Source organism: Asticcacaulis sp. AC466 (assembly GCF_000495815.1).
GTDB lineage: Bacteria > Pseudomonadota > Alphaproteobacteria > Caulobacterales > Caulobacteraceae > Asticcacaulis.
Map to the genome: position 1 here is coordinate 34,740 of NZ_AWGE01000017.1, position 25,646 is coordinate 60,385.

General features: G+C 59.2%; 26 protein-coding genes, 2 tRNA genes and 1 riboswitch. Of the genes, 21 read left to right on the plus strand and 7 right to left on the minus strand.

Annotated features, from left to right (window positions below; genetic code table 11):
• Positions 1–30: 30 nt before the first annotated feature.
• From metB to AEAC466_RS38240, 3 genes are all read right to left on the minus strand, one after another.
• A complete protein-coding gene (metB, locus tag AEAC466_RS38230; protein ID WP_023459205.1) occupies positions 31–1,200 on the minus strand; it encodes a cystathionine gamma-synthase in 1,170 nt (389 codons plus the stop codon).
• 2 nt (positions 1,201–1,202) lie between these two features.
• The gene (metX, locus tag AEAC466_RS38235; RefSeq protein ID WP_023459206.1) at positions 1,203–2,210 is read right to left on the minus strand and encodes a homoserine O-succinyltransferase MetX; all 1,008 of its coding nucleotides are present in this window, start codon (positions 2,208–2,210) and stop codon (positions 1,203–1,205) included.
• An 85-nt stretch (positions 2,211–2,295) separates the two neighbouring features.
• A riboswitch (SAM riboswitch) is annotated at positions 2,296–2,402 on the minus strand.
• An 80-nt stretch (positions 2,403–2,482) separates the two neighbouring features.
• A complete protein-coding gene (locus AEAC466_RS38240; RefSeq protein WP_023459207.1) occupies positions 2,483–3,862 on the minus strand; it encodes an aminotransferase-like domain-containing protein in 1,380 nt (459 codons plus the stop codon).
• Positions 3,863–4,018: 156 nt separating this feature from the next.
• On the opposite strand from AEAC466_RS38240, the gene AEAC466_RS38245 reads away from it, so the two are divergent.
• Positions 4,019–4,837 (plus strand): DMT family transporter, encoded by an 819-nt coding sequence (locus tag AEAC466_RS38245; RefSeq protein WP_023459208.1) that lies wholly within the window; start codon positions 4,019–4,021, stop codon positions 4,835–4,837.
• A gap of 88 nt (positions 4,838–4,925) precedes the next feature.
• On the opposite strand, the gene AEAC466_RS38250 is transcribed toward AEAC466_RS38245, so the two are convergent.
• Positions 4,926–5,837, minus strand: a complete 912-nt coding sequence (locus tag AEAC466_RS38250; protein ID WP_023459209.1) for a DMT family transporter — start codon at positions 5,835–5,837, stop codon at positions 4,926–4,928.
• A 183-nt stretch (positions 5,838–6,020) separates the two neighbouring features.
• On the opposite strand from AEAC466_RS38250, the gene AEAC466_RS38255 reads away from it, so the two are divergent.
• The 4 genes from AEAC466_RS38255 (at position 6,021) to AEAC466_RS38270 (ending at position 9,556) form a co-directional block, all read left to right on the plus strand.
• Positions 6,021–7,706, plus strand: coding sequence for an amino acid kinase family protein (locus tag AEAC466_RS38255; RefSeq protein ID WP_023459210.1), 1,686 nt, complete (start codon positions 6,021–6,023; stop codon positions 7,704–7,706).
• Complete coding sequence (locus AEAC466_RS38260) at positions 7,703–8,050, plus strand: MmcQ/YjbR family DNA-binding protein (protein WP_023459211.1); 348 nt, start codon at positions 7,703–7,705, stop codon at positions 8,048–8,050. The genes AEAC466_RS38255 and AEAC466_RS38260 overlap by 4 nt, the downstream gene beginning before the upstream one ends.
• Entirely contained in the window at positions 8,047–8,880 is an 834-nt protein-coding gene (gene rlmJ, locus AEAC466_RS38265) for a 23S rRNA (adenine(2030)-N(6))-methyltransferase RlmJ (protein ID WP_023459212.1), read from the plus strand. The genes AEAC466_RS38260 and rlmJ overlap by 4 nt, the downstream gene beginning before the upstream one ends.
• Positions 8,881–8,977: 97 nt before the next feature.
• The gene (locus tag AEAC466_RS38270) at positions 8,978–9,556 is read left to right on the plus strand and encodes a hypothetical protein (RefSeq protein ID WP_155913755.1); all 579 of its coding nucleotides are present in this window, start codon (positions 8,978–8,980) and stop codon (positions 9,554–9,556) included.
• A 13-nt stretch (positions 9,557–9,569) separates the two neighbouring features.
• Here AEAC466_RS38270 and AEAC466_RS38275 read toward each other — a convergent pair whose 3' ends face one another.
• On the minus strand, positions 9,570–10,505 hold the full coding sequence (locus tag AEAC466_RS38275; protein WP_023459214.1) for an endonuclease/exonuclease/phosphatase family protein: 936 nt from the start codon (positions 10,503–10,505) through the stop codon (positions 9,570–9,572).
• A 73-nt stretch (positions 10,506–10,578) separates the two neighbouring features.
• Here AEAC466_RS38275 and AEAC466_RS38280 point away from each other — a divergent pair, with 73 nt between their 5' ends.
• The 3 genes from AEAC466_RS38280 to AEAC466_RS38285 all read left to right on the plus strand — a co-directional run bounded on the left by AEAC466_RS38280 (position 10,579) and on the right by AEAC466_RS38285 (position 11,586).
• Entirely contained in the window at positions 10,579–11,091 is a 513-nt protein-coding gene (locus tag AEAC466_RS38280) for a DUF4112 domain-containing protein (protein ID WP_023459215.1), read from the plus strand.
• A 148-nt stretch (positions 11,092–11,239) separates the two neighbouring features.
• Positions 11,240–11,404, plus strand: coding sequence for a hypothetical protein (locus AEAC466_RS44575; protein ID WP_023459216.1), 165 nt, complete (start codon positions 11,240–11,242; stop codon positions 11,402–11,404).
• Positions 11,404–11,586 carry a hypothetical protein gene (locus AEAC466_RS38285; protein WP_023459217.1) on the plus strand — a complete coding sequence of 61 codons (183 nt, stop codon included), beginning with the start codon at positions 11,404–11,406 and terminating at the stop codon, positions 11,584–11,586. The genes AEAC466_RS44575 and AEAC466_RS38285 overlap by 1 nt, the downstream gene beginning before the upstream one ends.
• Positions 11,587–11,646: 60 nt before the next feature.
• On the opposite strand, the gene AEAC466_RS38290 is transcribed toward AEAC466_RS38285, so the two are convergent.
• A tRNA-Thr gene (locus tag AEAC466_RS38290) sits at positions 11,647–11,721 on the minus strand.
• A 161-nt stretch (positions 11,722–11,882) separates the two neighbouring features.
• Here AEAC466_RS38290 and AEAC466_RS38295 point away from each other — a divergent pair.
• The 10 genes from AEAC466_RS38295 (at position 11,883) to AEAC466_RS38340 (ending at position 17,768) form a co-directional block, all read left to right on the plus strand.
• Entirely contained in the window at positions 11,883–12,119 is a 237-nt protein-coding gene (locus AEAC466_RS38295) for a hypothetical protein (RefSeq protein WP_023459218.1), read from the plus strand.
• 93 nt (positions 12,120–12,212) lie between these two features.
• On the plus strand, positions 12,213–13,508 hold the full coding sequence (murA, locus tag AEAC466_RS38300) for a UDP-N-acetylglucosamine 1-carboxyvinyltransferase (RefSeq protein ID WP_023459219.1): 1,296 nt from the start codon (positions 12,213–12,215) through the stop codon (positions 13,506–13,508).
• Positions 13,508–13,966 (plus strand): DUF2948 family protein, encoded by a 459-nt coding sequence (locus AEAC466_RS38305; protein ID WP_023459220.1) that lies wholly within the window; start codon positions 13,508–13,510, stop codon positions 13,964–13,966. The genes murA and AEAC466_RS38305 overlap by 1 nt, the downstream gene beginning before the upstream one ends.
• Positions 13,967–14,045: 79 nt before the next feature.
• Complete coding sequence (locus AEAC466_RS38310; RefSeq protein WP_023459221.1) at positions 14,046–14,498, plus strand: UPF0262 family protein; 453 nt, start codon at positions 14,046–14,048, stop codon at positions 14,496–14,498.
• Positions 14,499–14,853: 355 nt separating this feature from the next.
• Positions 14,854–15,372 carry a porin family protein gene (locus tag AEAC466_RS38315; protein WP_023459222.1) on the plus strand — a complete coding sequence of 173 codons (519 nt, stop codon included), beginning with the start codon at positions 14,854–14,856 and terminating at the stop codon, positions 15,370–15,372.
• Positions 15,373–15,531: 159 nt separating this feature from the next.
• Positions 15,532–15,753 (plus strand): translation initiation factor IF-1, encoded by a 222-nt coding sequence (gene infA, locus AEAC466_RS38320; protein ID WP_023450735.1) that lies wholly within the window; start codon positions 15,532–15,534, stop codon positions 15,751–15,753.
• 33 nt (positions 15,754–15,786) lie between these two features.
• Complete coding sequence (locus AEAC466_RS38325; protein ID WP_052025166.1) at positions 15,787–16,341, plus strand: Maf family protein; 555 nt, start codon at positions 15,787–15,789, stop codon at positions 16,339–16,341.
• Positions 16,338–17,348 carry a ribonuclease E/G gene (locus AEAC466_RS38330; protein ID WP_023459224.1) on the plus strand — a complete coding sequence of 337 codons (1,011 nt, stop codon included), beginning with the start codon at positions 16,338–16,340 and terminating at the stop codon, positions 17,346–17,348. Before AEAC466_RS38325 ends, AEAC466_RS38330 begins: the two co-directional genes overlap by 4 nt.
• On the plus strand, positions 17,345–17,584 hold the full coding sequence (locus AEAC466_RS38335) for a DNA gyrase inhibitor YacG (RefSeq protein ID WP_023459225.1): 240 nt from the start codon (positions 17,345–17,347) through the stop codon (positions 17,582–17,584). The genes AEAC466_RS38330 and AEAC466_RS38335 overlap by 4 nt, the downstream gene beginning before the upstream one ends.
• 108 nt (positions 17,585–17,692) lie before the next feature.
• A tRNA-Phe gene (locus AEAC466_RS38340) sits at positions 17,693–17,768 on the plus strand.
• Between the two features lie 142 nt (positions 17,769–17,910).
• Here the strand turns inward: AEAC466_RS38340 and AEAC466_RS38345 are convergent.
• Complete coding sequence (locus tag AEAC466_RS38345) at positions 17,911–18,699, minus strand: FadR/GntR family transcriptional regulator (RefSeq protein ID WP_031239179.1); 789 nt, start codon at positions 18,697–18,699, stop codon at positions 17,911–17,913.
• 472 nt (positions 18,700–19,171) lie between these two features.
• Here AEAC466_RS38345 and AEAC466_RS38350 point away from each other — a divergent pair, with 472 nt between their 5' ends.
• The 3 genes from AEAC466_RS38350 (at position 19,172) to AEAC466_RS38360 (ending at position 25,465) form a co-directional block, all read left to right on the plus strand.
• Positions 19,172–20,437 carry an MFS transporter gene (locus tag AEAC466_RS38350; protein WP_023459227.1) on the plus strand — a complete coding sequence of 422 codons (1,266 nt, stop codon included), beginning with the start codon at positions 19,172–19,174 and terminating at the stop codon, positions 20,435–20,437.
• A complete protein-coding gene (locus AEAC466_RS38355; RefSeq protein WP_023459228.1) occupies positions 20,434–22,050 on the plus strand; it encodes a glycoside hydrolase family 43 protein in 1,617 nt (538 codons plus the stop codon). The genes AEAC466_RS38350 and AEAC466_RS38355 overlap by 4 nt, the downstream gene beginning before the upstream one ends.
• A 442-nt stretch (positions 22,051–22,492) precedes the next feature.
• The gene (locus AEAC466_RS38360; RefSeq protein ID WP_081714683.1) at positions 22,493–25,465 is read left to right on the plus strand and encodes a TonB-dependent receptor plug domain-containing protein; all 2,973 of its coding nucleotides are present in this window, start codon (positions 22,493–22,495) and stop codon (positions 25,463–25,465) included.
• Positions 25,466–25,646: the final 181 nt, after the last annotated feature.

Consider the following 25,646-nt stretch of genomic DNA (forward strand, 5'->3'; position numbering starts at 1 on the left):
TCCTCCTTGTTTGAAGGCACTCTATGACGGTCAGGCGATTTGGGAAAGCCCGCGATCGAGGGCCGCGATCAGGTCGGCCGCATCTTCCAGCCCAATCGACAATCGGACAAGTCCCTCGCTGATACCGGCGGTCGCCAGGGCTTCGGGCGACATGGCCGCGTGGGTCATCGAGGCCGGATGCACGATCAGGCTTTCTATGCCGCCGAGGGATTCCGCCAGCGAAAACAGCTCTATATGATCGAAGAGCTGCTTCACCGCTTCCAGCCCGCCGGCCAGTTCAAAGCTCATCATGGCGCCGAAGCCGGCCTGTTGTACCTTGGCCAATTCGTGTTGCGGATGGCTGGGCAGGCCGGGATAATGGACAACCTTGACCCTGGGGTGGCTGTGCAGAAACTCGGCTATGCTTTGCGCCGACTGTTGCTGCTGGCGGATACGGACGAACAGGGTGCGGACGCCGCGCAGGGTCATGTAGCTGTCGAACGGCGCGGCCGTGGCGCCGACGCAGTTGGCCCACCAGCGGTAAGTGGCGACGTCTTCCGGGGTGGTGCAGACGAGGGCACCACCGATGACATCGGAATGGCCGTTGATATATTTGGTCGTCGAATGAACAACGAAATCTGCGCCGAATTTGATCGGGTTTTGTAGGGCAGGCGACAGGAAGGTGTTGTCGACCGCGACCTTCGCGCCGGCTTTGTGGCCCAGATCGATCAGTTTTTTGAGGTCGATCAGGCGCATCAGCGGATTGGATGGCGTTTCGAGCAGAAGGAGCGCCGTCGGTTCCGATAAGGCGGCTGTGACGGCCGCGTCGTCGCCCTGATCGACATAGACCAGATCGATCAGGCCCTGCTTGTGGCGGGCATTGAGCAGACGTTGCGTGCCGCCATAGCAATCGTGCGGGACGACAACCCGGCGATTGCCAGGCAGGTCTTGCCACAGCAGGTCGAGCGCAGCCAGTCCAGACGCGACCATCACGGCCCCGACGCCGCCTTCCAGTTCGGCAATGACCTCAGCGATGATCTCACGCGTCGGATTGCCCGAGCGCGCATAGTCATAGGTGCGCTTCTGGCCCAAGCCTTCGAAGGTGTAGTTGGTGGTCAGGTAGATCGGCGGCATGACGGCGCCATGCGCCTTGTCCGAATCGATGCCTATATTTATGACCTTTGTGCCGAGCTTGGCGGTCTTGAGATAGTCTTTTGACATGATTACTCTTTGAGAGATGTACGAACGATATCGGAAACGAGCTTGATTTCCTTAAGGAAAGCGTCGTGTCCATAAAGTGAGGGAAATTCGATGAACACGCTGTCGCGCAGTTGTTCGTGCAGCGCCTTCATGTCGTCATAGGGGACAAGACGGTCTGTCGGCACGGCGGCCAGGAAAACCTTGGCCTTGATCTTGGACGGATCGACCCGGTGACGGTCCAGGCTGTCAGACATGGAAATCCAGCGATTGACGTCGGTCGCCGAATAGGCGTCGCCGCGTGCCCGCAAATATTGGCAAACGACGTAATTGCCGCCGGCGGCTTCGGGCGCGGGGCCGTCGAACCGCTCGGAAAACTCGGCGTCGGAGCGATAGGTCGTCATGGCCAGTTGCCGGGCCAGCGATATGCCTTCGGCGGGCTTGCCATTGTCCTGGCCGAACTTCAGCATCCGGCGTTGCAGGCCGCGAAACGCCGTGGCCATGGGATGGGCGCGGTGTGCGGCGGATATGATGCACAGGCGTTCGACCGCGTCGGGATAGAGTTCCGCAAAGGCCAATCCGATCATCGCGCCGTAGGAGGCACCGACGAAATTGTAGATTTTGTCAACATTGATTTTGTCGAGCAGCAGCTTAACCAGCCGCGCCTGATCGTGGGTGGTGATGGTATAGACCTTGGACGCGGGCAGGCGTGGGGCGAATTCGATCGACAGCACGCGAAACCGGTTGAGATCGAGCGCTTCGCCGGGGCCCGCTACCCCTTCCCACCAGCCGGGCGCGGTTTCGGTCGAATCTTCCTTGGCGAACAGCACGCGGCCGGCGGAAATCCCGCCCGCGGCTACAACGACCGGCGCGTCCTTAGGACCGTACAGGCGCGCGACGACGTCCGTCTGCTCCAGCTTCATGCCGCTTTGCAGGCGGAAGTCGGTGGGCAGGGCGACGATGATGTCGGTGCCGATCAGATCGGGCGCGGTCGAAGGATCGAAGGCCTGAGGGGGCAAGGTTGGGGCGTTCATGGTGTGTCCGGTCACGGGAGTCTAAAATCATCGCAACCAGTCGAGAGCAGACACTACGCCGCGCATCCGCACGGGAAGAATCATCCTCTCATCTGTCAGGGAAATGCGCCCTGTAGGAGTTGGCACCATTCTGCGTTTGCAGCGGTTGCCCCAGCGTCGTCGGGCCTTTCCCTCGACTGGTCTCGATGAGTGTCTCGCTTATGCGGAAAAACCTCGGCGGCGTCAAGAGCGGGTATCGGGTGGGCTGTCGGACAAATATCTTGGCCCAGGCGTCAGTTCAGTATCTGCTTCAAGGTGTCCATCACTGCATTGTCCTGCATTTGGGCGATATTGACGCGCATGAAGCCGCCGGCGGTCTGGGACAGGCTGAAGGCATTGCCGGGCGCTAGCACCAGGCGCTGCGTCAAAGCCTGACGCGCCAGGTCGGACGCATCGACACCCGCCGGCAAGGCGCACCAGACGAACATGCCCGCCTGTGGGACATGCCACGGCCGAATCCCGAGACTGGCTAGGTTTTTCAGTATGCGTGGACGCAGGTGCGCCAGCCGTTCGCGGACATCGGCCATATGCTTGCGGTAATGGCCGCCGCTGAGCAGATGATACAGCATCTCCGCAGACAGCGGATCATGGCTGAAGGCGGTCGCTATTTTGAGATCGATCAGGGGCGCCAGCCAGTCGGCGCGGACAACTATGAAGCCGCAGCGGATGGCCGCCGACAGTGTCTTCGAAAAGCTGCCGATATGGATCACTCGGTCAAGGCCGTCGAAAGCTGCAAGGCGGGGCGCCGGGGTGTGTTCGAAATCGGCGTAGATGTCATCTTCGATGATCAGCAGGTCATGTGCCTGGGCCAGCTTGAGCAGGCGATGGGCGGTGAGGGGCGATAAGGTCGCCCCCGTCGGATTATGCAGGGCCGTATTGGTGATGTACAGGCGGGGTTTGTGGGTGATCAAAGCGTCGGCGAAGGCATTGAGGTCAGGGCCGTCGGGCGTGACCGGAACGCTGATGATGGTGACGCGGTGGGCACGCAGCTGTGCCAGGAAATTGAAATAGCACGGGTCATCGACCAGCACGGCGTCGCCGGGCGTCAGTAAAAACCGGCACAGCAAATCTATGGCCTGGGTGCCCGATCCGGTCAGCAGGATTTGCTGTGGGGCGGCGTCTATCCCGTGTTCCGACAGGCGGCGGGACAGGATCTGACGCAGGGGCGCATGTCCCATGGGCGTGGCGTATTCGGTCAGGTTTACCTGTTCGTCCCGCGCCAGCGTCCGCATGGCGCGGCGGATGTCGGCCTCGGGCAGCCAGCCTGACGGCAGCCACCCGCAACCGGGCTTAAGGTAGTCGCCTTCGGTTTCCAGCGATTGGCGTGATATCCACAGGGGATCAACGTGAAGGTCCAGTTTCGGCCCTATTGCCGCCAATGTCATCGGCGGATGCGGGGTGGCAACGAAATAGCCGGAACCGCGTCGGGCGGAAATCACGCCTTCGGCCAGCAGGCGATCATAGGCTTCAACAACGGTCGATTTGGATACCTTCTGCATCTCAGCCATGGCGCGGATGGAGGGCAGGCGGGCCCCGTGCGCCAATTGCTGGCGCGCGATGCGGTCCCGTATCTGATCCATGACCTGGGTCGTCAATGTCGGCGCAATTGTCATAACTGTACTGCTTTCCATACCATGACAGTTTAGATCAATTTTACTGAATCGTCTCTGTCGAGGCCAGCCCCTGTTTCGGCATAGACGCTGTTTGTCGCGAACGGAGACGACTATGGACACAAAGACGATCGGCTGGATCAACGGGGACTCGGTATATTGGCGTTCAGCGGTTCTCTGCCGGCGACGAAGGTGGCGGTACAGGCCATGTCGCCCTATTTCCTGACCGGCGCTCGGGCCGTGATCGCGGCAGGCCTGGCGGCGGGGGGTCTGGTGGTGTTCCGCGCGGCACGGCCTGGGGCGCGCGATATTCGCTCTCTGATATGGGTCGCCTTGGGCGTGGTCGTGGGCTTTCCCTTGCTGTCGGCCATGGCGTTGCAACATATCAATTCGGTGCATTCCATCGTCTTTACCGGTCTCCTGCCTATCTCGACGGCCGTCTGCGCCAGCCTGCTGGGTGAAAAGCATCCGCCGCGTTTGTTCTGGCTGTTTTCCGGACTGGGCGGGGCGTGCATTGTCATCTACGCCCTGACGCAGGGCTTTTCGGTCTCGCCCGTCGGCGACCTGCTTATGCTGGCCGCCATCGCCGTCTGCGGTTTCGGCTATGCCGAAGGGGCGCGGTTGTCGCGGCGTCTGGGTGGCTGGCAGGTCATTTGCTGGGCCTTGGTAGTCGCCTTGCCAGTGATGCTGATCCTGGCCTTCGTGACGCGTCCGGTGGACCTGTCGGCTATTGCGTGGCCCGCCTGGGTGAGTTTGGGCTATGTCTCCGTTTTTTCTATGCTTATCGGCTTTGTCTTCTGGTATCGCGGCTTGGCCATGGGCGGCATCGCCGCCGTGGGCCAGCTACAGCTTATGCAGCCGTTCCTGGCGTTGATATTGGCCGCGTGCCTGCTGAAAGAACCGATCGGTGGCGCCGTGATCGCTGTGATGGCGGCCATTGTCGTTTGCGTGGCCGGGGCGCGGCGTTTCGCGAATTAAGAGCGTTAGTCGAACGTGATTCGCATGCGGATTAAGATAATTAAAACAATGTTCTATGCTTATTGTCTGACCTGGTTGGGCCGGCGATCTATGCCGCCTGCCGGGCAGGGCGCAGACGGCTCCATTCGGACAGAACGATGCCAGCGCTGACCAAAATCAGGGCAATGACATGAAAGCTGTGCAAGGGTTCGCGCAGGATCAGCACGGCCAGGAAGACCCCGAAGATCGGCAGCAGATTGATAAACAGGCCGGCGCGATTGGCCCCGATCAATTCTATTCCCGCGATATAGGTTGCCGAGGCGACAAGAGCGACCAGGATGGCGGCATAAAGCACGACGCCCCATCCTGTTGTGTCGGGGGCGGTGAACGGGTGCGTTGTGTAGCGCCAGGCCAAGAACGGTAGACACGTCAGGGCGGCGCCAGCGCAGGGTATGGCCAGAAGGCTTTGCCAGTGCAAAGGCGGCTTCCATTTCAGGCTGACCGTGTAGCCGCCATAAACCAGGATGGCCAACAGCATCATGGCGTCGCCAGCGTTTAGCTTGAGGTGCAGCAATTGGTGAATATCGCCGTGCGTGGCGGTGATGACCACCCCGGTGACGGTCAGGACGAAGCCAATCAGTTGCGCCACCGTCGCGCGGGTTCGGAACAGGATGAAATTGCCGAGAAAGATGATCAGCGGAATGCCCGCCTGCTCGATCATCACATTGACCGCCGCCGTCTGGGTGAGGGCGGAATAGAGCAGAATATTGAACAGGGCGAAGCCGGTGGCACCGTAGCCCAACAAAAGTGGCCAGTGCGCCTTGATGACCGGCCAGTCGCGTTTCAGTGGTTTTAGTGACAGCGTGACGATCACTATGGCCGCAATCCACCAGCGCAGGGTGGTGAGCAGGATGGGATCGACATGGCCGACGCCGATCTTGCCGGCGACGCTGTTGCCTGCCCAGATCAGACTGGTCAGGATAAGAAGCGCGTACGCTTTGACGGGGGCGCGAGAGGACATATCCGCTCTTAGCGTTCACCGGGGGGCCGATCAAGACAGTATGCGCCCTGGTCACAACTGTTCCTGGCAACTGATTTCCAACGAAACCAGACCGAAGAATAACCCAGGATTTGAATGTTTTTTCTTGGCTCTAGCGGAAAAGTCTTATAGCGACCGTGCAAACTGCTCTCAAACAGGTGAATTATGTCTATCCTCGTCGTCAAGTTCGGTGGTTCGGTTCTCACGAGCGAAAGCGCGTTGCAACGCGCCGTGGCGGAGATTTACCGCTATGTCCGCGACGCACATAAGGTGATCGCCGTTGTTTCGGCCTTCAAGGGGCAGACCGACCAACTGCTGCGCCTGGCCGGCAGCTATACCCAGGCCTCCGTCTCATCGGCGACCCCGCATTTGGTGGCGACCGGCGAAATGCGCGCAGCGACCTTGCTGGCCATGGCGGCGGAACGCTCCGGTATCGTGACGCGCTTCCGTTCGGCCTATGAAATCGGCCTGATTGCCGATGGCGAACACCTGAACGCCAATCCCGTATCGATCAAGGCCGATGTTTTGACGCGTGATCTTGAAACCGTCGATCTGGTCGTTGTGCCGGGATATGTGGCTGAAAACGCCGCCGGTGAACCCGTGCTGCTCGGCCGTGGTGGTTCGGACCTGACGGCCGTTTATATCGCCAAGGCGTTGAACGATGCAGGCGTGAAGGCCACCGCCCGTCTGATCAAGGATGTTGACGCCGTCTATGACGCCGATCCGGCGACGGTCGGCGATTCCGCCAAACCGTATGAAGGCCTGAGCTGGACCGAAGCGCTGAAGATCGCTTTCCCGGTCGTGCAAGGCAAGGCCATGCGCTACGCCGCCGACAACGGTCTGACCGTCGAGGTCGCGGGCCTGGCCAAGGGCTACCAGACCGTGCTGGGCGGCCAGACGGCTTACCGCAAGACGTCACCCCTTAAGCGTCCGATCCGCATCGCCGTTATGGGCGCCGGCGGCGTGGGCTCCAAATTCCTGGAACGGTGCCTGGAGTGGAGCGATCTGATCGAGGTCGACCGCATCCTGGTCCGTGACGCCTCCAAACGCCGCGATCATCCACTGGCGGCCAAATTTACTTCCGACGCCCGCAACTTCGTCCGCAACGATGTCGATGTCTTCGTCGATATCGGCACGGGCGTGTCGCCGTCGGCCGAACTGCTGGAAGGCTTCCTTAAGGCGGGCGTCAGCGTCACCAGCGCCAACAAACAGGCCGTCGCCGCCTCGGCGGACAAGCTGCGTGCTGCCGCCAAGTCCTCCGGCGCTCTTCTGACCTATTCGGCTTCCGTCGGCGGTGGCGCCCCGATCATCGAGGCGCTGAAACGCGCTGCGGCGGCAGGGCATAAGGTGACCTCGCTGGCCGGGGTGCTGAATGGTACGTCCAACTTCGTCATCGACCAGGTCGAGTCCGGCAAGAGCTTCGATACCGCCATGGACGAAGCGCGCCGGCTCGGTTTCGCCGAACCGGATTCGACGGCCGACCTGGACGGCACGGACGTTGGCGCCAAGCTGAAGCTGCTGCGGGAAATCGCCTTCCCCGGTCAGTCGCCGAAACATATCGAGGTCGGCCAGATTACCGAAGACTCGCTGGTCATCCCGCAGGGCAAGGGGCTGCGCTACGTGGCGCGCGCCTATCCAACGGCGGACGGCCTGCAAGGCTCCATGAAACTCGAAGTGCTGGACGCCGATCATTATCTGGTCGGTGCGCGCGGCGAACAGAACCGCGCCATCATCGAACTGGACACCGGTGAAACCTGGTATGTTACGGGCAAGGGGGCGGGCGCGTGGCCGACCTCGGAGTCGCTTCTGGCGGATACGCTCCAAATCGCACGCGACATGCCGCTCAAGTGACCCCGAAAGCCTTCAACGCCTTTTGCGCCGGTTTGCCCCACGCCTCGCACGTTGTGCAATGGGGCGGATCGGACGTCTGGAAGATCGGCGGCAAGGTCTTTGCCATTGCGTCCGATGACGGCGGCCTGAAGGTCAGTTTCAAGGTGACGCCGATGGCGTTTGAAATTCTGGGCGATGCCGACGGCTGCCGTCCCGCGCCGTATCTGGCATCGCGCGGCATGAAGTGGATTCAGGCGTTTGATATTGCCGATTCTGAGCTAAAGGATCATGTGCGCGGATCCTACGACCTCATCGCCGCCGCCTTGCCTAAAAAGACGAAAAGAGAGCTCGGGCTCCTGACATGAATTACAGACACGGCTTTCACGCCGGAAATTTTGCCGATTTGGCCAAACACGCAGCGGTATTGACGCTTTTGCGCCTGCTGCGCGATGGCGATCAGCCGCAAATGGTGATCGATACCCATGCCGGCGCGGGGTTCTATGACCTATCCAATCCGGACTTCGCGCGGTCCCGTGAGGCGGAGGCGGGCATCAAGTATCTGATGAGCCGCGATGTGCCCGATAGCCTGAAGCCATTGGCCGACTATGTTCGCGCCAAGAACGCCAAGGCCGGTTTCAAGGACCGCATCGGCATCTATCCCGGTTCGCCGGTCCTGATCCTCGATCACCAGCGTCCGAACGATCAATATGTCGGCTGCGAACTGCGCGATGACGACTATCGTCTGCTATACGACCGGATCGAGCCGCGCGGCCAGGCCATAAAGGCGGATGGCTACAAGATCGCGTTGCAGGTGATGGACACCCCCAATGCGCTTTTGTATCTGATCGATCCGCCGTTTGAAAAGGCCGACGATTATGCCCGCATAACCTCCACCTTGCGGGACGTTCTGACCTTGCGACCGGATGCGCGGGCGCTGATCTGGCTGCCGTTGAAGGACCTTGAAACCTTCGATGCCTGGCTAAGGCACATGGAGCGTGAAATCGGCGAGGTAACGGAAATTCTCGTCGCCGAATTACGCCTGCGTCCCCTCTGGAACCCGATGAAGATGAACGGGTGCGCCTTGGTTGCGGTCAATGCACCTGAGGCCTTTACGCCGTTATTGACGGCAATTTCCGAAGATGTGGTCAGAACCTTCGGCGAAGAGGGGGCTGTGGCCAAGGTCCGCATTTTGTGATGACTCGCCTCATTGGAGACTTGTCATTTTCGTGTTATGCTGCGGCGCAATATGGATTGTTTGCCACTGCAGCCACACAGAGGATACCATGCTCACCATGACTGACCCTGAATTAACCAAATTCGCCACTGTCCCGACCCCCGAAGAAATGAAGGCCGCGTCCGAGAAGGTCATGAATTTCTGGGTCGGCGCCTTGTCTCCCATGTGGGTGCCTTTTTGGGCCGCTTCCAGCTTCGGGCTGAGTGCATGGGCCATGACCCAGAGCCTCGGCAAGAGCGAGGGGCTGCTGAAGGAAATCCCCGAAATGGCGAAAATGGCCCCGAAATGGCCTGGGTTCATGGGCGTTTGGGGCGCGCTTACGCCGTCGCAGCTTGCCGAAAAGAGCGTCGATGCCGCCGATACCATTGCCGATGCGGTCGCATCGACGGCAAAGGCCGCTGAAAAAGTGGTAGATGAGGCTTCAGGCGCGGTGGTCCAGGCGGTGGACGCCGCACCTGAGCCCAAGGTCGTGTTTGATCCGGTGGTCGAAGCGCCCGTCGCCATTCAGCCTGCGGCCGTCGAAGCACCGGCGGTGCTGAAAGAAGCCGCCAAGGCGGCGCCAAAGCCGGCTAGCCCGAAAGCAACGCCCAAGCCGATCGCCAAGGCTGTATCGGCGGTAAAGCCCAAGCAGCCTTAAGGCCGAAGCAACCCTAAGGCATGGCGTTCCGTACGGGACGAATATCAAAAACGATAGGGCGATGGTCGGATCCATCGAACGGCCCGGCGTGACGGCGGCTGAACGTGAGGTCGTGGCTCGCCAGGCCGTTGTCGATGGTAATACGGAATATACCCGGCAAAAAGGTCGGCCACGTGCCGCGAAACGCCGGGGCTATGTGTAAGCCTGTGCGCTTGGCCAGATCCTGCAATCGAACGGCGCAAGGGGACGAGTTGAAGTCCCCAACCACCACAAAGCGTTCAGTCGTCATGGGGGTAATCGTGTGCGCCAGGCGATCGAATTGACGCGGTTGGTCTTGTGCGCCCGTATAGGGCCATGGACGCGTCAGGTGGGCGACTGCCAGGGTCAGGGGGCCGTCCGGCGTCTTTACCTTCACCGTCATGAGCGCGAAGCCCGTGGGATAATTCTGCTGATCCGACAAGGGATACCGTGAGGCGACGACCATGTCGTAACGGGTCGCAATGTACGGACGGTTGGCCTTCAGGCCTTCCACCAATTGATCACGGTAGTGCTGGTTCGCCTCGACGACGGCGACCACATCCGGGTTCTGCTTTTCCACCCATGGCAGCAGCTTTTCCGGGGTCGTGTTGCGGATAAGCAGGTTGGCGAACATCATCCGCACGGCGGGTCGCGACGGATCGGAAACCCCTTGTACCGGATGCCCCTGCGGCCAGATAGACGCAATCAGTAGCGCCGCCGCCAGCGTAGCAAGGCCCGCCGCACCCTTTTGGCGCACAAGCCAAAGGGCCACGGCCAGAAGGCATACGCCGCTGGTGATTGGGACGCTGAAAATATCGATCAGATAGAGTTGCGGCCTGTGCGGGTTCATCAGGCATATTATGGCAACACCCATTGCCGCCAGCGCAGCCGCAAGACACAGGGCTCCGAAAAGCAGTTTGAGGAGGCGCATGCGGCTATCCAAATCGTATTGACAAAAACGGCGTTCGCACCGCACTTGGTTAACAGGGTAGAGGAACCCGGCTATGGGGGGCAAGGACGTGTTCGCGAAAAGCCAGGCTGATATCGACCAAATCTACGACTCTGTTGAGACCGTCAAGCGGTTGTCAGACCGCATTATCGGTATTGGGCCGATCAACATCATCGGCCTCGATGGGATTCTGGCGCTTTTGCCGATTCCCGGCCTGTCTACGGTCTATTCCGTTGGCGCGGGTCTGATCCTGCTTGTCCAGGGCGCGCGGGCGCGTGTCACGCCGCTAACCCTGATCCTCAGCCTGCTCATTCTGGCAATAGACGCCGGTATTACGACGGTTGAGGACGTGGTCAAGGTTATCCCCGGCGCCGGCGCCGTGCTCGGGCTTATTCCAGGCGGTATCGACGCGTTGTTTCAGGGACACCTGTACGCGGCCCACTTGATTCAGCAGGATATAAAAAAGACCCTCTATATCGATGGAAAGCCCACGGATGGCGACCATCATGCCAATAGGTCGGAAATGCGCGCCACCAAAGGCAAGAAGCGGCTTGTCTATCTGGGCTGAAACCCGCGTATAGGTGGCGAACGCCCGCGGTAATATGAAGTGGGGTTATTTACCCTGTTTTTGCAATTGTTGGGATAAAGCGCTATGGCCCTTCTATTGTCGCAATGTTACGGTATGTTACAGACTTGAACTCCAAAGGGTGCGTAACATGTTCCGCTTCAATTTTTCCTTGACCCGTCTAAAGCCTGCCCGCGCGCGTTTCGGCGTGAGCGAGGATGCGTTCAAACGGAAGCTGGATACATCGGACACCTTGCGCCATCTGTGTGGCTTCGACACGGAACTGTATCGGGCCATCAATGACCTTCACAACTGATGCCCGGCCAGCACCTTAAGAAGCAGGGCCGTGTGGAGCTGTGGGATAACGGCGTTGACGCGCCTGAGGTTCGCTTTTCTGTTCGTTGGGGCGAAAATGAGCAGATGGATTATTCCCGGCTTGATCAGGCGGAAATGAAATTCGACGAAGAAGTCCAGGCTGCGCGATTCGACGCGGATTGAGTCTAACAGGTATGGCCCAGAAACAGGTCGGGCCCCGTATCGTTTCCGACAGGGGCCCGGTGGTGCCGTATGGCAGGATTGAACTGCCGACCTCAGCCTTACCAAGGATGCGCTCTACCACTGAGCTAATACGGCCGACGGAATGTAAAAACATCCGAGGCGCGGGCTATAGCCAAAGTTTTTGAAAAGACAAAGCGAAAAGTGAAGGTGGTGGGCTGAAAAATGCCCCGGCTTGCATTTAATCCCCGGATTTCTTAAGTCGGAGCCACATACTTTCCTCCAGCCGGCCCCATTTCATGTCCGATAGTCCAGACGAACCGCGCGAGCCGCAGGCCGCACCCAAGCGCCCCCAGAGCCAGCCCCAGACTCCGCCAAAGACTCAGCCCAAGACTCAGGCAGAGCGCCGCACCGCGCAGTTGCAGGCCGCCTTGCGTGAAAATCTGCGCCGCCGTAAGGTTGCTAACGGTAAGGCGGTGAATACGCCTGAACCTGACCATCACGAAAAAGCGAAACAAAACGACGGCGAAAAGTAGTTTCAGGCTGTTGCCTGTAGCGCATTGTCATGTAGAAGCGCACATTCGTTTCCTCGCGCCGGTCCGGCGCGATTTGCCTTGTACGGACGTATTATGGATCGCATTGCCATCGAGGGCGGTAGCCCTCTTTTCGGGGACATACCCATCTCGGGCGCCAAGAACTCCGCCATCAAGCTGATGGCCGCGTCCCTGCTGACCTCGGAACCTGTACGTCTGACCAACATGCCGCGTCTGGCTGACACTCGGCTGCTCGGTCGCTTGCTGGCGCGTTTCGGGACGCAAATCAGCGAATCTGATGGACCGGACGGTCAGCAAACCGTGCTGCACACGCCGGAAATCACCTCTTCCTTCGCGCCCTATGAACTGGTCCGCCAGATGCGGGCCTCGTTCAATGTGCTGGGGCCGCTATTGGCCCGCACTGGCCATGCCAAGGTGTCCCTGCCGGGCGGGTGCACCATCGGCGCACGGCCGGTCGATCTGCACCTCAAGGCGCTGGAGGCGCTGGGCGCCCATATCGACATGCACGAGGGCTATGTGTTCGCCCAGGCGCCGCGAGGGTTGAAGGGCGCCGAGATCGAATTTCCCTTCGTTTCTGTCGGCGCGACCGAACACGCCCTGATGGCGGCCGTTCTGGCGCATGGCACGACGGTTATGAAAAATTGCGCCTGCGAGCCGGAAATCGCTGATTTGGCCGAATGCTTGAACGCTATGGGCGCCAAGGTGTCGGGGCAGGGGACGACCACTATCGTAGTCGAAGGCGTGACCTCGCTGCACGGTGCGGACTGGTCGGTGATCTGCGACCGCATTGAAGCCGGGACCTATGCCGTGGCCGGTGCCATGGCGGGCGGCGAAGTGCGCCTGACCCGGGTCCGTCCGGAACTGATTGCCATTCTGCTCGATAAGCTGGTTGAGGCCGGATGCGAGGTCGAACGCGGCGCCGATACGGTGACCATTCGCCGCAAGGATGCCAAGATCCGCCCGGTCGATCTGACCACCGACGTGTATCCGGGGTTCGCCACCGATTTGCAGGCGCAGTTCATGGCGCTTATGACCCTGGCCGACGGGGAAAGCGTTATCCGCGAGACAATTTTCGAGAACCGCTTCATGCACGTTCCGGAATTGAGCCGTCTTGGGGCTGACATTCGCGTCACGGGCAATGAGGCCCGCGTACACGGCGTTACGGAACTGCGCGGCGCTCAGGTAATGGCGACGGACCTGCGGGCATCGGCCTGCCTGGTCATTGCCGGCCTGGCCGCGCGGGGCGAAACCATCGTCAACCGCGTCTATCACCTGGATCGCGGTTTCGAAAATCTGGAAGGCAAGTTGTCGGCCTGTGGCGCCAATATCAGGCGGCTTAAGGGCGATAGCCCGATAATGGAAGAGGAATAATGGGTTTGTTCGGTTTCGGTAAAGCGCCTGCCAAGCCCCTGCGCCTTCTGGCCCAGGATGCCGAAGACCTGCCTGCGATTTCTGCTCTGGTTCAGGACGCGGCGCTCAGGATGGCGGATATTGCTTACGATCCGGCCGGCCGGTCTGTAACCTTGCAGATGAGCCGTTTCTGTCATGAAAAAGCGGGCGCCGTGCCTTTGCGCGCCCCAAGCGTCCTGCGGATTTCTGACGTGACTGGCGTCAAAACGCGCGGCCTGGATACGAAACAAAAGACCTTGCCGCTCAGCCTGCTCGACATTGCCGCCGAACCGCTGGAAGCCCCCGCCTTCGCCTTGACCTTGCGGTTCGCCGGTGCGGCGGATCGTGATATGCGTATAGAGGTCGAATGCCTGGACGTACTGCTTCTCGACCTGGCGCCGCCGCGCCGCGCCAAGATGCTGCCAGATCACGCGCTGTAAAGTATTGCACCGCTAAGCCGACTTGCCAAATCACTGCGATTTGTGCTCATCGTAACGCGGACATTTGAGAGATTACATCATGCGCATCGCCCGAATCGATATCGACGAAGAGTCTTTGAGCGCGCCGTCCGACCAGGTGGAGCATGAACGCAAGGTCGCCATGTTCGACCTGATTGAAAAAAACAGCTTCGCTCCGGAAGGCGCCACGCAGGGGCCTTTCGATTTACGACTTGCGCTGGAAGACAACCGGCTGGTCTTCGATGTCACGGGACCGGATTTCGCGCGCAAGATCATGCTGTCGCTGGCGCCATTCAAAACCATGCTGCGCGATTATCGCATGATTTGCGAAAGCTATTATGACGCATTGAAAAACGCCACGCCGACCCAGATTGAGTCGATCGACATGGGGCGCCGCGGGGTTCACAACGAAGGCGCCGAATTGCTGAGCGAGCGGCTCAAGGGCAAGATCGCCATCGACCATGAAACGGCGCGGCGTTTGTTCACCCTGGTAAATGCGTTGGTCAGATCCTGAAAGCGCGGCCGCATTCAGAAGGGGTGAATGTGGCATGGTCAGGTGGGACGAGGTGCGGGGCAGTCGAGTCGGCAATAATTGCCTATCCTTATGAATTCATTACATTTTCTTCATTCATATTGGTTCATCAAAAGGGCCTGATTGCGGCGCAAACCGGCCATATATCACGCCGTTCGCCTTATACGGGGCCAGACCGTGACCATAAGGTCTTATTTGGCTGCAATTACCCTAAAATGACCTCGTAATAGCCCCACGAAGGCCCGGTCGGATCTCCATATTACAGTCAGGCGACAAGATGATCGCCCGGCCCGCATCCTCCCCGATGCGTGACCCATTTAAATTTGGAGCACAGACTATGAAGACCTTTTTGATTGCTACGGCCGCTGTGGCCACCCTCGCTATCGGCACCGCTGCTTCGGCTCAGGACGTTGGTCACGTGTATGGCTCGCTCGGCTATCAGCAAACCGACAACGATAAGACCGATACAAAGCTGGGCAGTGTCAACGCCCGCGTCGGCACTAAGATCACCCCGCACTTCGGCGTTGAAGGCGAAGCTGCTTTCGGCACCGATGATGACAACACCGCAGCCGGTCGCACCAAGCTGACCAACAAGGTAGGCGTCTACGGCGTCGGCTATCTACCGGTATCCAGCAGCTTTGACCTGATCGGCCGCGTCGGTGTTTCCGACACCAAGCTGAAGTCGCCTGCCGTAAATGGCAAGTATGAGCAAGGCACCGCCCTCGATTACGGTGTGGGCGCGCAATATCACATCAATCCGGAATACGCCCTGCGCGCGGACTACACGCGTTCGGACTTCCAGAGCGATAAGGGTACCGCCAATACGGCCACTATCAGCCTCGTGAAGGCGTTCTAGTTTCCCCCTTCTAGACCGCGTTTCATGCGCCCCTTGCCTTCGCGGCAAGGGGCGCATTTCGTTTTAGGGCTTTCCACTTCCAGCCTTTGGGTATAAAGGGCGCAATCTCAATTTTCTCAACGGCCTGAGTCTTCAGCAGGCCGGTAACCAGAGGGCCGAATGGCAAAAGAAGAACTACTCGAGTTTCCCGGCACCGTGGTCGAACTGCTTCCCAACGCGACGTTTCGCGTCAAGCTGGAAGAGTCGGGTCACGAGATCATCGCCCACACCGCAGGTAAGATGCGCAAGAACCGCATTCGCGTCCTGGCCGGCGACCGCATTCTGGTTGAAATGACGCCCTACGACCTGACCAAGGGCCGCATCACCTACCGCTTCAAGTAAATTTGTTCCGTGGCTGAACGCGCTAGATTTATTTTGGCCAGCGCCAGCCCGCGCCGCCGCGATTTGCTGGGCCTGATCGCCCTGGCCCCTGATGCTGTCGTCGCGGCGGATCTGGATGAAACCCAGCTGAAAACCGAAACACCGGCGCAACTCGCGCTGCGTCTGGCTGTGTCCAAGGCGCAGGCGGTGGCGATGGATACGGGCGCCTTCGTGCTGGCCGCGGATACGGTCGTGGCCGTGGGGCGTCGTGTGCTCGACAAGGCCGCCACGGACGCGGATGTCGCGGCGTGCCTCACCCTGCTGTCCGGTCGCGGGCATCGCGTCTATACGGGCGTGGCCGTGGTCAGTCCGTCGGGAAAGCTGTCGTCGCGGCTGGTTGAAACGCGCCTGACCTTCAAACGCCTGAGCGATGCGGACAGGACCGCCTATATCGCCTGCGGCGAAGGGGTGGGCAAGGCTGGTGGCTATGCCATCCAAGGCCTGGCAGGGGCGTTCGTGACGCAATTGGTGGGAAGCTACACCGGCGTGATGGGGCTGCCGCTGTATGAAACGCGCACCCTGCTCGAAGGCGCGGGCCTCAGCCGGTGAAAACCCTGGCCTATGACAGCCGCTTCAGCCTGGCGCGGGCCGCGATCCTGGTCGATGGCCGTCCGCATTTTTATCTCGAAGGCTATGACAACGATCCCGCGCTGACCTTGCTTGGCGTGCGCTCGGTTGCGCGTCTGCGCACCAAGGCCGGTGGCATAGCTTTCCTGCGCTTGGCGGATGGCGCAGAGGCCGTCCTCGACGCCCCGCAGGAGGCCGTGGCCAAGATCGCCGAAGGCGCGGCGCTTGAGGTTGAAATCATAGCTGAGGCGCGGCTTGAGAAACGCACCCGTGCGCGCCTGATCGGGGTGGCGCAGGGTGAGCCACGCAGAGTGACGGCGGTGCGCGACTTGAAGGCCCGCCTGCTGGCCCGCGTTGATGGGCCGGTTGCGGAGCTAACTGAGCCAGACGCCATAGCCGATGCCCTGGATGACGCGGAGGAGGGGGCGCTCAATCCGTCCGGTCCGCTGCCGGAAGGCGGTTTTCTCAGCGTCGAACGAACACGCGCCCTGATTGCCTGCGATGTTGATTCGGTGGGGGGAAATGGCGTTGAGTCCGGCGTGGCGACGCCACGCGCCTTTGCCAAGGCGTGTAATGAGCGCGCCGCAAACGACATCGGACGGCGCCTGCGTCTGTCCGGTCTGGCGGGCCTCGTCGTCATGGACCTGATCGGCAAACGGCACGATGCCGACACCTTGCGCGAAAGACTGCTTGCCGGCCTTTCCGGCGAATCGATCATTGTGGCCCCCATCGGAAAATTCGGCACATTGGAATTTGTACGGCCATGGAGCGCTTGCCCGTTGATCGACGCCGATCCTGCGCTGCGTATGGCCCACCGGCTGCTGCGCGACGCGGTGAAACGGGCCGCCGACCAGCCGGGGCGACTGATGACCTTGCGCGCACCGCCATCGGTATTAGATATTGTGCGTCCATTGCTGGCCGCATCCCACGACCCGCTGTCGGCGATCATTCGCCTGGACGCCGCCGCCAAGCCAGAGGTTATCCTATGAGTATCCGTTACTGCACCCGTTGCCGCAAACCCTACGGCGAAGCGATCGAAGGCGTTGTCAACGTCGCGCCAAGCTATGCGCCGTTTTGTTCCAAGCGCTGCGCCGATGTCGATCTGGTCCACTGGCTGAAGGGCGATTACGTCATCGATGGCGCCGGCGGTCTGTCGGTCAATGACGAAGATACCGATGGTGACGCCCCAACCGGCCTTCATTCAAAAGATGATGGGGAAGACTAACAAATTTTTCAAAAATACCGTCGCTTATGGCTGGACAAGCCCAATTACCTCGCCTATAGACCTGCCTCCCTCCCGAGGACGTCCCTTACCGGACACGCTCATGAGAAGGCCTGGATAGCTCAGTTGGTAGAGCAGCGGATTGAAAATCCGCGTGTCGCTGGTTCGATTCCGGCTCCAGGCACCACTCCATTTCCCCTAAATATCCTATCATTACCTGTACACTTACAGGTCCCGCCTTCCGCTTGCGCTATTTGCACAAAGGGCTGACGAGGGCATGATCCTTATAGCCTTCGCAGAGCGGCCAACACGAGGACTGGTGCGTCTGGTTACGCCTCCTTGCCGGCCTCGGGCGGTAGGTCCTCGATGGCATCCATATGCAGCAGGTCCTTGACGGCCAGCCTGACGAGGTACTGCATGCACCAATGCGCCTCTTCCGGGTCGCGATTCAAGATGGCTTCGTACACGGCCATATGCGCCGGGACCGGGTCGCGGCCCAGAATGTCGTGGGCAATCTTGTAGCGGTTGGATAAGGCGACAGTGGCGCCGATTGAGGCGTTTAAGGCGCCAAGCTGCTCATTCCCGGCTGCGGACATGAGGGCGGCGTGAAAATCGATATCGGCCTGAAGGCCGGTTTCAGTGAGCAGCGTTTCCCGGCCCATTATCGTCAGGGCGTCGGACATGGCTTTTAGGTGGGCCTCAGTCCGTCTTTGCGCCGCCAGCCGCGCGGCGGCCGGCTCCAGGATGAGGCGCATCTCAAACAGGTTCTTCACGAGCGTTTCATCGGGCTTGGACGCAAACATCCAACTCAGGACGTCTGGATCCAGCATGTTCCATTTCGCGCGCTCGGTAACGCAAGTGCCCCGCCTGCGACGCGGCTCGACCATCCCTTTCGCAGCAAGGGTTCTGATCGCCTCTCTCACGGCCGGCCGCGAAATCGCGTATGTATTGGCCATATCGACTTCGCTGGGTAGAATCTCGCCCGGCAGCCATTTCCGTCCAAGAATATCTATCCCTAATTTCTGGGCCAACTGCGTATGCAACTCGCCCAGTTTGCCCGACTCCAGCCCGTCGTGTTTGCTGACGGCTGCCAGCCGCTTGCGGCCTGGCTTATTCATATGTGGCTCTCTCTGCATCTCGTTGTCCGCAGGCTATATTTGATTGGCAGATATGGAAAGGCCGCATGAAGTCCAAAATTTCATTATGTAAGACGAATTGAATGGAGCTTCCCAGCCTGAAAAGGGCAAAATGCGGCATGGATTCAAACTCAATCCTAAGGGTGACGGCCGTGATTCGTCGCGTAACCGCCGCTTATGACACAGCACAATATTAGCAAAACATTGATAAATATACAGGGATGTCTGAAATGTGCCAAATGCGCGATACCGGACGCGGAATAAAGGATCGACTGCGCCGGAGTGTGTCGCGCCTTGATAAAGCCAGACATAACGTGGTAGCCATACCAAAAAACAGAGGTAGCAAAAGGGCGAATGTCCTGGAAAGTCCGCGCCGTGTTTGCCTGGCCTCGCATGTGAGCCAAGCCAAGACCGCCATCTTGCCGGGAGAGTCCTAAGGCTATTGGAGGGTGGAATGGCCAAAAACACGGGAATGACCAGGTGGGGCATCATATGCCTGGTCATGCTTGGCACCATAATCAACTACCTCACCCGAAGCGCGCTGAGCGTCGCCGCGCCGACGATGATGGCTTCGTTGCACATGACCGAGAAAAACTACGGTGTGATTACCAGCATTTTTCAATTTGGCATCATGCTTCAGCCGATCGCCGGGTACATCCTGGACCTCGTCAAACTGAAACTTGGTCTCGCCTTGTTTGCTGTGGCCTGGGGGGTGATTACCATGGCGCACGCCCTGGCGGGAAACTGGCAAAGCCTTGCCTTCCTGCGTGGTCTGCAAGGCTTTGCCGAAGGAATCGCGCAGCCGGGCGGACTAAAGGTTGTCGCCGAATGGTTTCCGGCTAAGGAGCGGGGGTTCGCCAGCGGAATCTACAATATCGGCGCCTCGGTTGGCTCGATGCTGGCGCCGCCTTTGGTGGCCTGGGCTATTATTCAATATAATTGGCAGGCCGCCTTTATCATATCCGGCGGGTTAGCTTTGGTATGGGCCGTGCTGTGGTACGCCTGCTATCAGTCGCCGGCCCGACACAAGGGGTTGTCCCCGGCGGAACGCGACTACATCAAGGCCGGGCAGGAGAGTCATCTGGAGTCCCGCGCGCCGAAACCATCGCCGCTGCGGATACTGAGCCAGCGCAATTTCTGGGGGCTGGCGATTGCTCGATTTCTCGCTGATCCGACCTGGGGGACGCTGGTGTTCTGGGTTCCGCTTTATCTGAGTTCGGTGCGCGGCTTCGATCTGAAACACATTGCCCTGTTTGCCTGGCTGCCTTTTGCGGCCGCGGATTTGGGCTGCTTGTTCGGCCCGGCTCTGGCCTTATGGATTCAACGGTTAGGCGTCAATCTGATCAACGCGCGACGGTGGGCGTTTACGGTCGGCGCATGCATGATGACATGCATTCCCTTTGTCGGCTATGTTTCAAGCCCCTATGTGGCGATCGCCCTTTTATGCGTGGGCGGGTTTGCGCACCAGACCCTGTCCGTCAATGTGATTACGATGGCCTCCGATCTGTTTCCGCGCGGAGAAGTCGCCACAGTCGCCGGAATGGTCGGCGCCGCCGCCAACCTGGGCGCATTATTGATATCCCTGGCCATCGGTCTTTTGGTTGCGAAGATCGGCTACGGCCCCTTTTTCATTCTGATTGGCGGGCTTGATCTGGTGGGCGCTGCATTGCTCTGGCTGTTGATTAAGCCGAAGGCGGTCGCCGCAGAGGCCGGTTCATGATCCGCAATCCGGTTCTCAAGGGCTTCAATCCTGACCCGTCCATTGTGCGCGTCGAGGAGGACTATTTCATAGCGACCTCCACGTTTGAATGGTTCCCGGGTATTCAAATCCACCATTCGCGCGATCTCGTTCACTGGCGCCTGGTCAACCGGCCTTTGCGGCGTGCCTCCCAACTGGATTTAAGGGGCGTCCCGGACGGTTGCGGGGTCTGGGCGCCGTGTCTTACGCATAAGGATGGGCTCTTCTATCTGACATATTCCGTCGTGCGCAGATATGGGCGAACCACCGTCAGCGGGGCCAACGGGCTGGCTTTGCGGGATTTCAGCAATTGTCTTGTGACTTCTGACTCAGTGACAGGGGAGTGGTCCAATCCGGTCCAGCTTAACAGCAGCGGATTTGATCCCTCATTGTTTCATGACGACGACGGCAAATCCTATCTGCTCAATATGCTTTGGGATCATCGGCCTCTCAGGCGCCATTTTGGCGGGATTGTGCTCCAGGAGTATGACCGTGCGGGAAAGGGGCTGATCGGCGAACGTCGGATAATCTATACCGGAACGGAGCTGGGCTTCACCGAGGGACCGCATTTGCTGAAGCGCGACGGCTGGTATTACCTGATCGTTGCGGAAGGTGGCACGGGTTGGGATCATGCTGTGACAATGGCCAGGTCCCGTCATATCGATGGTCCCTATGAAACCTGTCCTACAGGCCCCATCCTGACCAGTCGCGGGCGCCCGGAAGGCGCTTTGCAAAGGGCGGGACACGGAGATCTTGTCCAGGCGCGCGATGGCAGCTGGCTAATGGTCTATCTCTGTGGGCGTCCTTTGCCGGGCCTGCTACGGTGCGTAATGGGTCGTGAGACGGCAATTCAACCCATGCGCTGGCGCGCGGATGGCTGGCTGGAGACACTGGATGGCGAGGGGGCGCCAGCTATTACTGCTCAAAGCCCGGAACCTGAAGCAGAGGAGGCGGCTCCGGACATCGTCCGCCGGCATTTTGATACCGCAGACCTTCCGGAAGAATTTCAATGGTTAAGATCGCCTTGCCCTGACCAATTGTTCAGCCTGACGGAGCGGCCGGGTTTCCTTCGGCTTTATGGGCGTGAAAGTTTGGGAAGTCAGTTCGAGCAGGCGCTTGTCGCTCGGCGTCAGGAGGCGTTTTGCTATTCCGCGACGACACGGCTGGACTATTCGCCCCGTAATTTTCAGCAGTCGGCCGGTCTTGTCGTCTACTATAATGCCAGCAAGTACCACTATTGCTGTCTCACCTATGATGATGCGGTGGGGCGGCATCTGCGTCTTATGTCCAGCGTGTCGGGTTTGGATAAGATTGGCCCGGACTCAAGCATCCATCCCATATCGGATGGCGCCGTCGAAATACGGGCGGAGGTGGACTATGATCGTCTGAGGTTCGCCTTCCGCCAGGACGCTAGCGATGACTGGATCTGGTTCGGCCTGACGCTGGACATGTCCGAGTTGTCCGATGAGGCGGGGCCGCAGGATTTGCCGAATTTCACGGGCGCCTTTGTCGGCATGGCTTGCCAGGACATGTCCGGGGGGCGGCTGGCGGCCGATTTCGATGGGTTTGAATATAAAGAAAAGGCGGCGACATAGCTTCGCGCCATCCTCGGGCGCGAACGCCGACTAAAATCATTTTTATCGAAATTATGTCTTACCTATAATTCGTCGTTGGGCGGACGAAATAATTTGCGCTGACTGGGCGTGCGGCGAGGTGCCTTCTGTCTCCTGGCGTTGCAAGTTTCATATAATATACTGAATTGTATTAATTAAAATTCGAAACCTGTCACCTTTTTGCGGTTGCTTGCCGTGAGCGCCGTGGACGCTCTTCGCCTTGTGATAAATCTACAACGCCAAAATTATTTCGATATGTCTGGCATAACGGTGGTTGCGCTTCAAAAATGCCCTCGTTATGGTCTGACATAATGCTCGGCAAGCTATCGTTTGACCGGGCGCGACCTGGCCTGCAGAGCCAGTCAACGCCAACGTGCCGTTAATGAATTGCCGCAAAGGCAAGGGGAAGGAAACCAGGATGGAAATGAGACATTTAGCCAAGAATCACGTGTGTGACGCACCGGGCGTATCCGGATATTACCTGAAGCGTACGCTGCAATTTGCTTCGGCGTCTGTACTGGCGTTTGCGCTCGCTACGGGCTGCGCTTACGCTGCGCAGGCCGAGCCTGAGAAGACCGCAACGGACTCGGACAATGTCGTGGTTGTCGTGACCGCTTCGCGCATCGTGTCGCGGGGCTTTAAGGCGCTGACACCGACAACCTCGATTAGTGCGACCGACATCGCCAATCAGGCCCAGCCGAATATTTTCACGACGATCGTGCAGTTGCCGTCCCTTCAGGGGTCAAGTGGCGTGGCGACCAATACGTTTAGTACCTCCAGCGGACAGCAGGGCCTGAGTTCCTTTGCTCTGCGCGGTCTGGGGGTCAGTCGCACGCTCACCTTGCTGGACGGGCAGCGGGTCGTGCCGGCCAATATTGGTACCGGTGCTCCGGACATAAGCCTTTTTCCGCAACTGCTGGTAAAGCGCGTCGATGTGGTTACCGGCGGCGCGTCCGCGTCCTGGGGGTCGGATGCCGTTGGCGGCGTCGTCAATTTCATCACCGAAAAGAAATTTGAGGGCTTCAAAGGGAATATCGAAGCCGGCGAAACCACATATGGCGATGACAAGCAGGGTCTTGTCCAGGTCGCTTTTGGTAGGTCATTCCTGAATAAGCGGCTTCATACGGAGTTCGCGCTGGAATACCATCGCGAAGACGGCGTACCTGCCGGTGATTTCGGTGAGAAGGCGGCCAATGGCCGGGACTGGTATCGCACCTCAACCCTGGTCAACACAGGCATTACTAATAATGGCTCCCCGCAGTTTGTGTCGGTGGATCATGCGCAATCCATCACATATTCCAAATACGGATTGATCACCTCCGGTCCGCTTCAGGGCATTGCCTTCGATCAGAATGGCAACCCGTATAACTTCGTGTATGGCTCCAACGGCGTGCCGCAAAAAAATGCCGCCGGTGGCGTGACGGGATGTTATGTCGGGTTCTGCGTCGGCGGAGACACTTCTGCCAATGTGGGGGTCGGGGCCACGCTTCAATCGGGCATCATTCGTACGAACTTCTATAATCGCACGTCCTTTGATCTGGATCCGAACAACGAAATCTATTTTACCATCAACCTGGCCAAGGTTGACACGCACAACCAGCCGAACCCAGGCTTCACCGAACCGGGTCTGACGATTCAGTGTTCAAACCCCTATGTGCCGGCCTCCATTTCCGCCCAATGCGCTCCGAACGGCATCACCAGCTTCAAGCTGGGGACGGTCACGCCCTTCTTGCCCAGCATCCGCGTCAATACCCAGCGTAAGCAAGAGCGGTTCGTCATCGGCGCGGATGGCAAGTTTGATGCCTTCGGCACAAGTTGGAACTACGACGCCTATTACACCCATGGTAAGGAAACCTCGGACATCAACGTCCACAATCTCCTCTTGAAAGCGCGCTTCACGGCGGCGGTAGACGCGACGATGGTGAATGGTGTGATTGTGTGTCGCGATCCGGTGGCGCGCGCCAATGGCTGTCAGCCGATCAATGTCATTGGCAATCAAACGCCGAGTGCATCGGCGATTGCCTATCTTCAGCCGGCTGCGGGCGCCTTCCAGCACACAATCCAAACTCAGGACGTTGCCGCCGTCAGCGTGTCGGGCGAGCCCTTCTCTCTGTGGGCCGGTCCTGTCTCGGTAGCATTCGGCGCAGAAGGGCGTCGTGAATGGTACCGGGCGGTCGCCGACCCTTATGGCAATGGCACAACCAGTCCTTATAACGCCGATTATCCGGCCGATCCTTTACTGAGCACCAGCGGCGGCAATTTCTACGCCGGGAACTACCGCAACGGTACAGGCAGTTACAACGTCGTTGAAGCCTTCCTTGAGTTCAACGTGCCTTTGATTGACTCCGAAGCGCTTGGCAAGCTCAACATGAATGCGGCTGGCCGTGCGGAAAAATATAGCACGGCCGGAAACGCGCAGGCATGGAAGGTCGGGTTTACCTGGGATACGCCACTTAGCGGCCTGAGACTGCGCACCGTCCGGTCGCAGGATGTCCGGGCGCCGAACCTCAACGATTTGTTTGGCCCGACCACATCGACAAATGTGCCGAACTTCACCAATCCGTTCACCAACTCCACCCTGACCATTTCGCAGAACGCGGGGTCAAACGCCGCGCTTAAGCCGGAAATCGCCCAGAACTTCAACTTTGGGGTCGTTCTGGCGAACCCGAGCTGGGCGCCACGGTTTAGTGCATCGATCGATTATTACGATATCAAGTTGACGGACGCGATCTCGTCCGGGCCGAATGCCACGCAATTGGTGCAATACTGCTTCGATGGCTCCGTGCCCGCGGCGTGCAGCACCTTCAATCTGACGGGTGCGAACCCTTACGTGAATGTCGGTAGCATCAATGCCGCCTCGATCAAAACCAATGGCGTTGACTATGAAGTCAGCTATCAGGTGCCTCAACCCTTTGGTCTCCAAGGCAATCTGGTGTTGCGGGCTCTTGCGACGAACGTGCGTGACTTTACCACTGTTCCGGGCTTGCCCGGCACGGTTCCCTCGCAGTCTGCCGGACAGAATTCGGGCGCGACGCCGGATTGGAAGGCGCTTTTTGTTCAGAGCTACTCGACGAAGGATTACAGCCTGACGCTTCAGGAACGGTGGTTCAGCGACGGCGTGGTCGGCACTCAGTACGTGGTCTGCCAAAGCGGTTGCCCGGTCTCCACGTCCAACAACCCGACTCTGGACAACAACAGCATGCCGGGAGCGACCTATGTAGATGTCGCTGGATCCTATAATATAGGCAAGGGTGTCGTGGCTTATTTCAAGATTGACAACCTGTTCGATGTGGCGCCCGTCCCATTGCCTCAGACCAACACCGGTCTTGATATCAATCCGGCGCTCTATGACACGATAGGCCGTTTCTATCATGCCGGCCTGCGGTTTACCTTCTAAGACTGGAAAGGACGTCCGCTACGTACGCGCAGCGGACGTCCTTGCTTTGATTTTCACGACGGGATCGCGGCATCTGTTGCCATTTTCCAACGGATCGTCATTGAAATCCTGACTGAAGGAGTGGATAGTTTCCTCCCTTTCTATCCGCACCTATCTGGCGCTCCCAGACTTCAGGCCTAGA

What these genes read in the sequence shown, in the direction of transcription:
- metB (WP_023459205.1), bottom strand. Translation starts at nt 1,200, where the DNA reads ATGTCAAAAGACTATCTCAAGACCGCCAAGCTCGGCACAAAGGTCATA.
- metX (WP_023459206.1), bottom strand. Translation starts at nt 2,210, where the DNA reads ATGAACGCCCCAACCTTGCCCCCTCAGGCCTTCGATCCTTCGACCGCG.
- AEAC466_RS38240 (WP_023459207.1), bottom strand. Translation starts at nt 3,862, where the DNA reads ATGACAATTGCGCCGACATTGACGACCCAGGTCATGGATCAGATACGG.
- AEAC466_RS38250 (WP_023459209.1), bottom strand. Translation starts at nt 5,837, where the DNA reads ATGTCCTCTCGCGCCCCCGTCAAAGCGTACGCGCTTCTTATCCTGACC.
- AEAC466_RS38255 (WP_023459210.1), top strand. Translation starts at nt 6,021, where the DNA reads ATGTCTATCCTCGTCGTCAAGTTCGGTGGTTCGGTTCTCACGAGCGAA.
- rlmJ (WP_023459212.1), top strand. Translation starts at nt 8,047, where the DNA reads ATGAATTACAGACACGGCTTTCACGCCGGAAATTTTGCCGATTTGGCC.
- AEAC466_RS38270 (WP_155913755.1), top strand. Translation starts at nt 8,978, where the DNA reads ATGACTGACCCTGAATTAACCAAATTCGCCACTGTCCCGACCCCCGAA.
- AEAC466_RS38275 (WP_023459214.1), bottom strand. Translation starts at nt 10,505, where the DNA reads ATGCGCCTCCTCAAACTGCTTTTCGGAGCCCTGTGTCTTGCGGCTGCG.
- AEAC466_RS38280 (WP_023459215.1), top strand. Translation starts at nt 10,579, where the DNA reads ATGGGGGGCAAGGACGTGTTCGCGAAAAGCCAGGCTGATATCGACCAA.
- AEAC466_RS44575 (WP_023459216.1), top strand. Translation starts at nt 11,240, where the DNA reads ATGTTCCGCTTCAATTTTTCCTTGACCCGTCTAAAGCCTGCCCGCGCG.
- AEAC466_RS38285 (WP_023459217.1), top strand. Translation starts at nt 11,404, where the DNA reads ATGCCCGGCCAGCACCTTAAGAAGCAGGGCCGTGTGGAGCTGTGGGAT.
- AEAC466_RS38295 (WP_023459218.1), top strand. Translation starts at nt 11,883, where the DNA reads ATGTCCGATAGTCCAGACGAACCGCGCGAGCCGCAGGCCGCACCCAAG.
- murA (WP_023459219.1), top strand. Translation starts at nt 12,213, where the DNA reads ATGGATCGCATTGCCATCGAGGGCGGTAGCCCTCTTTTCGGGGACATA.
- AEAC466_RS38305 (WP_023459220.1), top strand. Translation starts at nt 13,508, where the DNA reads ATGGGTTTGTTCGGTTTCGGTAAAGCGCCTGCCAAGCCCCTGCGCCTT.
- AEAC466_RS38310 (WP_023459221.1), top strand. Translation starts at nt 14,046, where the DNA reads ATGCGCATCGCCCGAATCGATATCGACGAAGAGTCTTTGAGCGCGCCG.
- AEAC466_RS38315 (WP_023459222.1), top strand. Translation starts at nt 14,854, where the DNA reads ATGAAGACCTTTTTGATTGCTACGGCCGCTGTGGCCACCCTCGCTATC.
- infA (WP_023450735.1), top strand. Translation starts at nt 15,532, where the DNA reads ATGGCAAAAGAAGAACTACTCGAGTTTCCCGGCACCGTGGTCGAACTG.
- AEAC466_RS38335 (WP_023459225.1), top strand. Translation starts at nt 17,345, where the DNA reads ATGAGTATCCGTTACTGCACCCGTTGCCGCAAACCCTACGGCGAAGCG.
- AEAC466_RS38345 (WP_031239179.1), bottom strand. Translation starts at nt 18,699, where the DNA reads ATGAATAAGCCAGGCCGCAAGCGGCTGGCAGCCGTCAGCAAACACGAC.
- AEAC466_RS38350 (WP_023459227.1), top strand. Translation starts at nt 19,172, where the DNA reads ATGGCCAAAAACACGGGAATGACCAGGTGGGGCATCATATGCCTGGTC.
- AEAC466_RS38355 (WP_023459228.1), top strand. Translation starts at nt 20,434, where the DNA reads ATGATCCGCAATCCGGTTCTCAAGGGCTTCAATCCTGACCCGTCCATT.
- AEAC466_RS38360 (WP_081714683.1), top strand. Translation starts at nt 22,493, where the DNA reads ATGAGACATTTAGCCAAGAATCACGTGTGTGACGCACCGGGCGTATCC.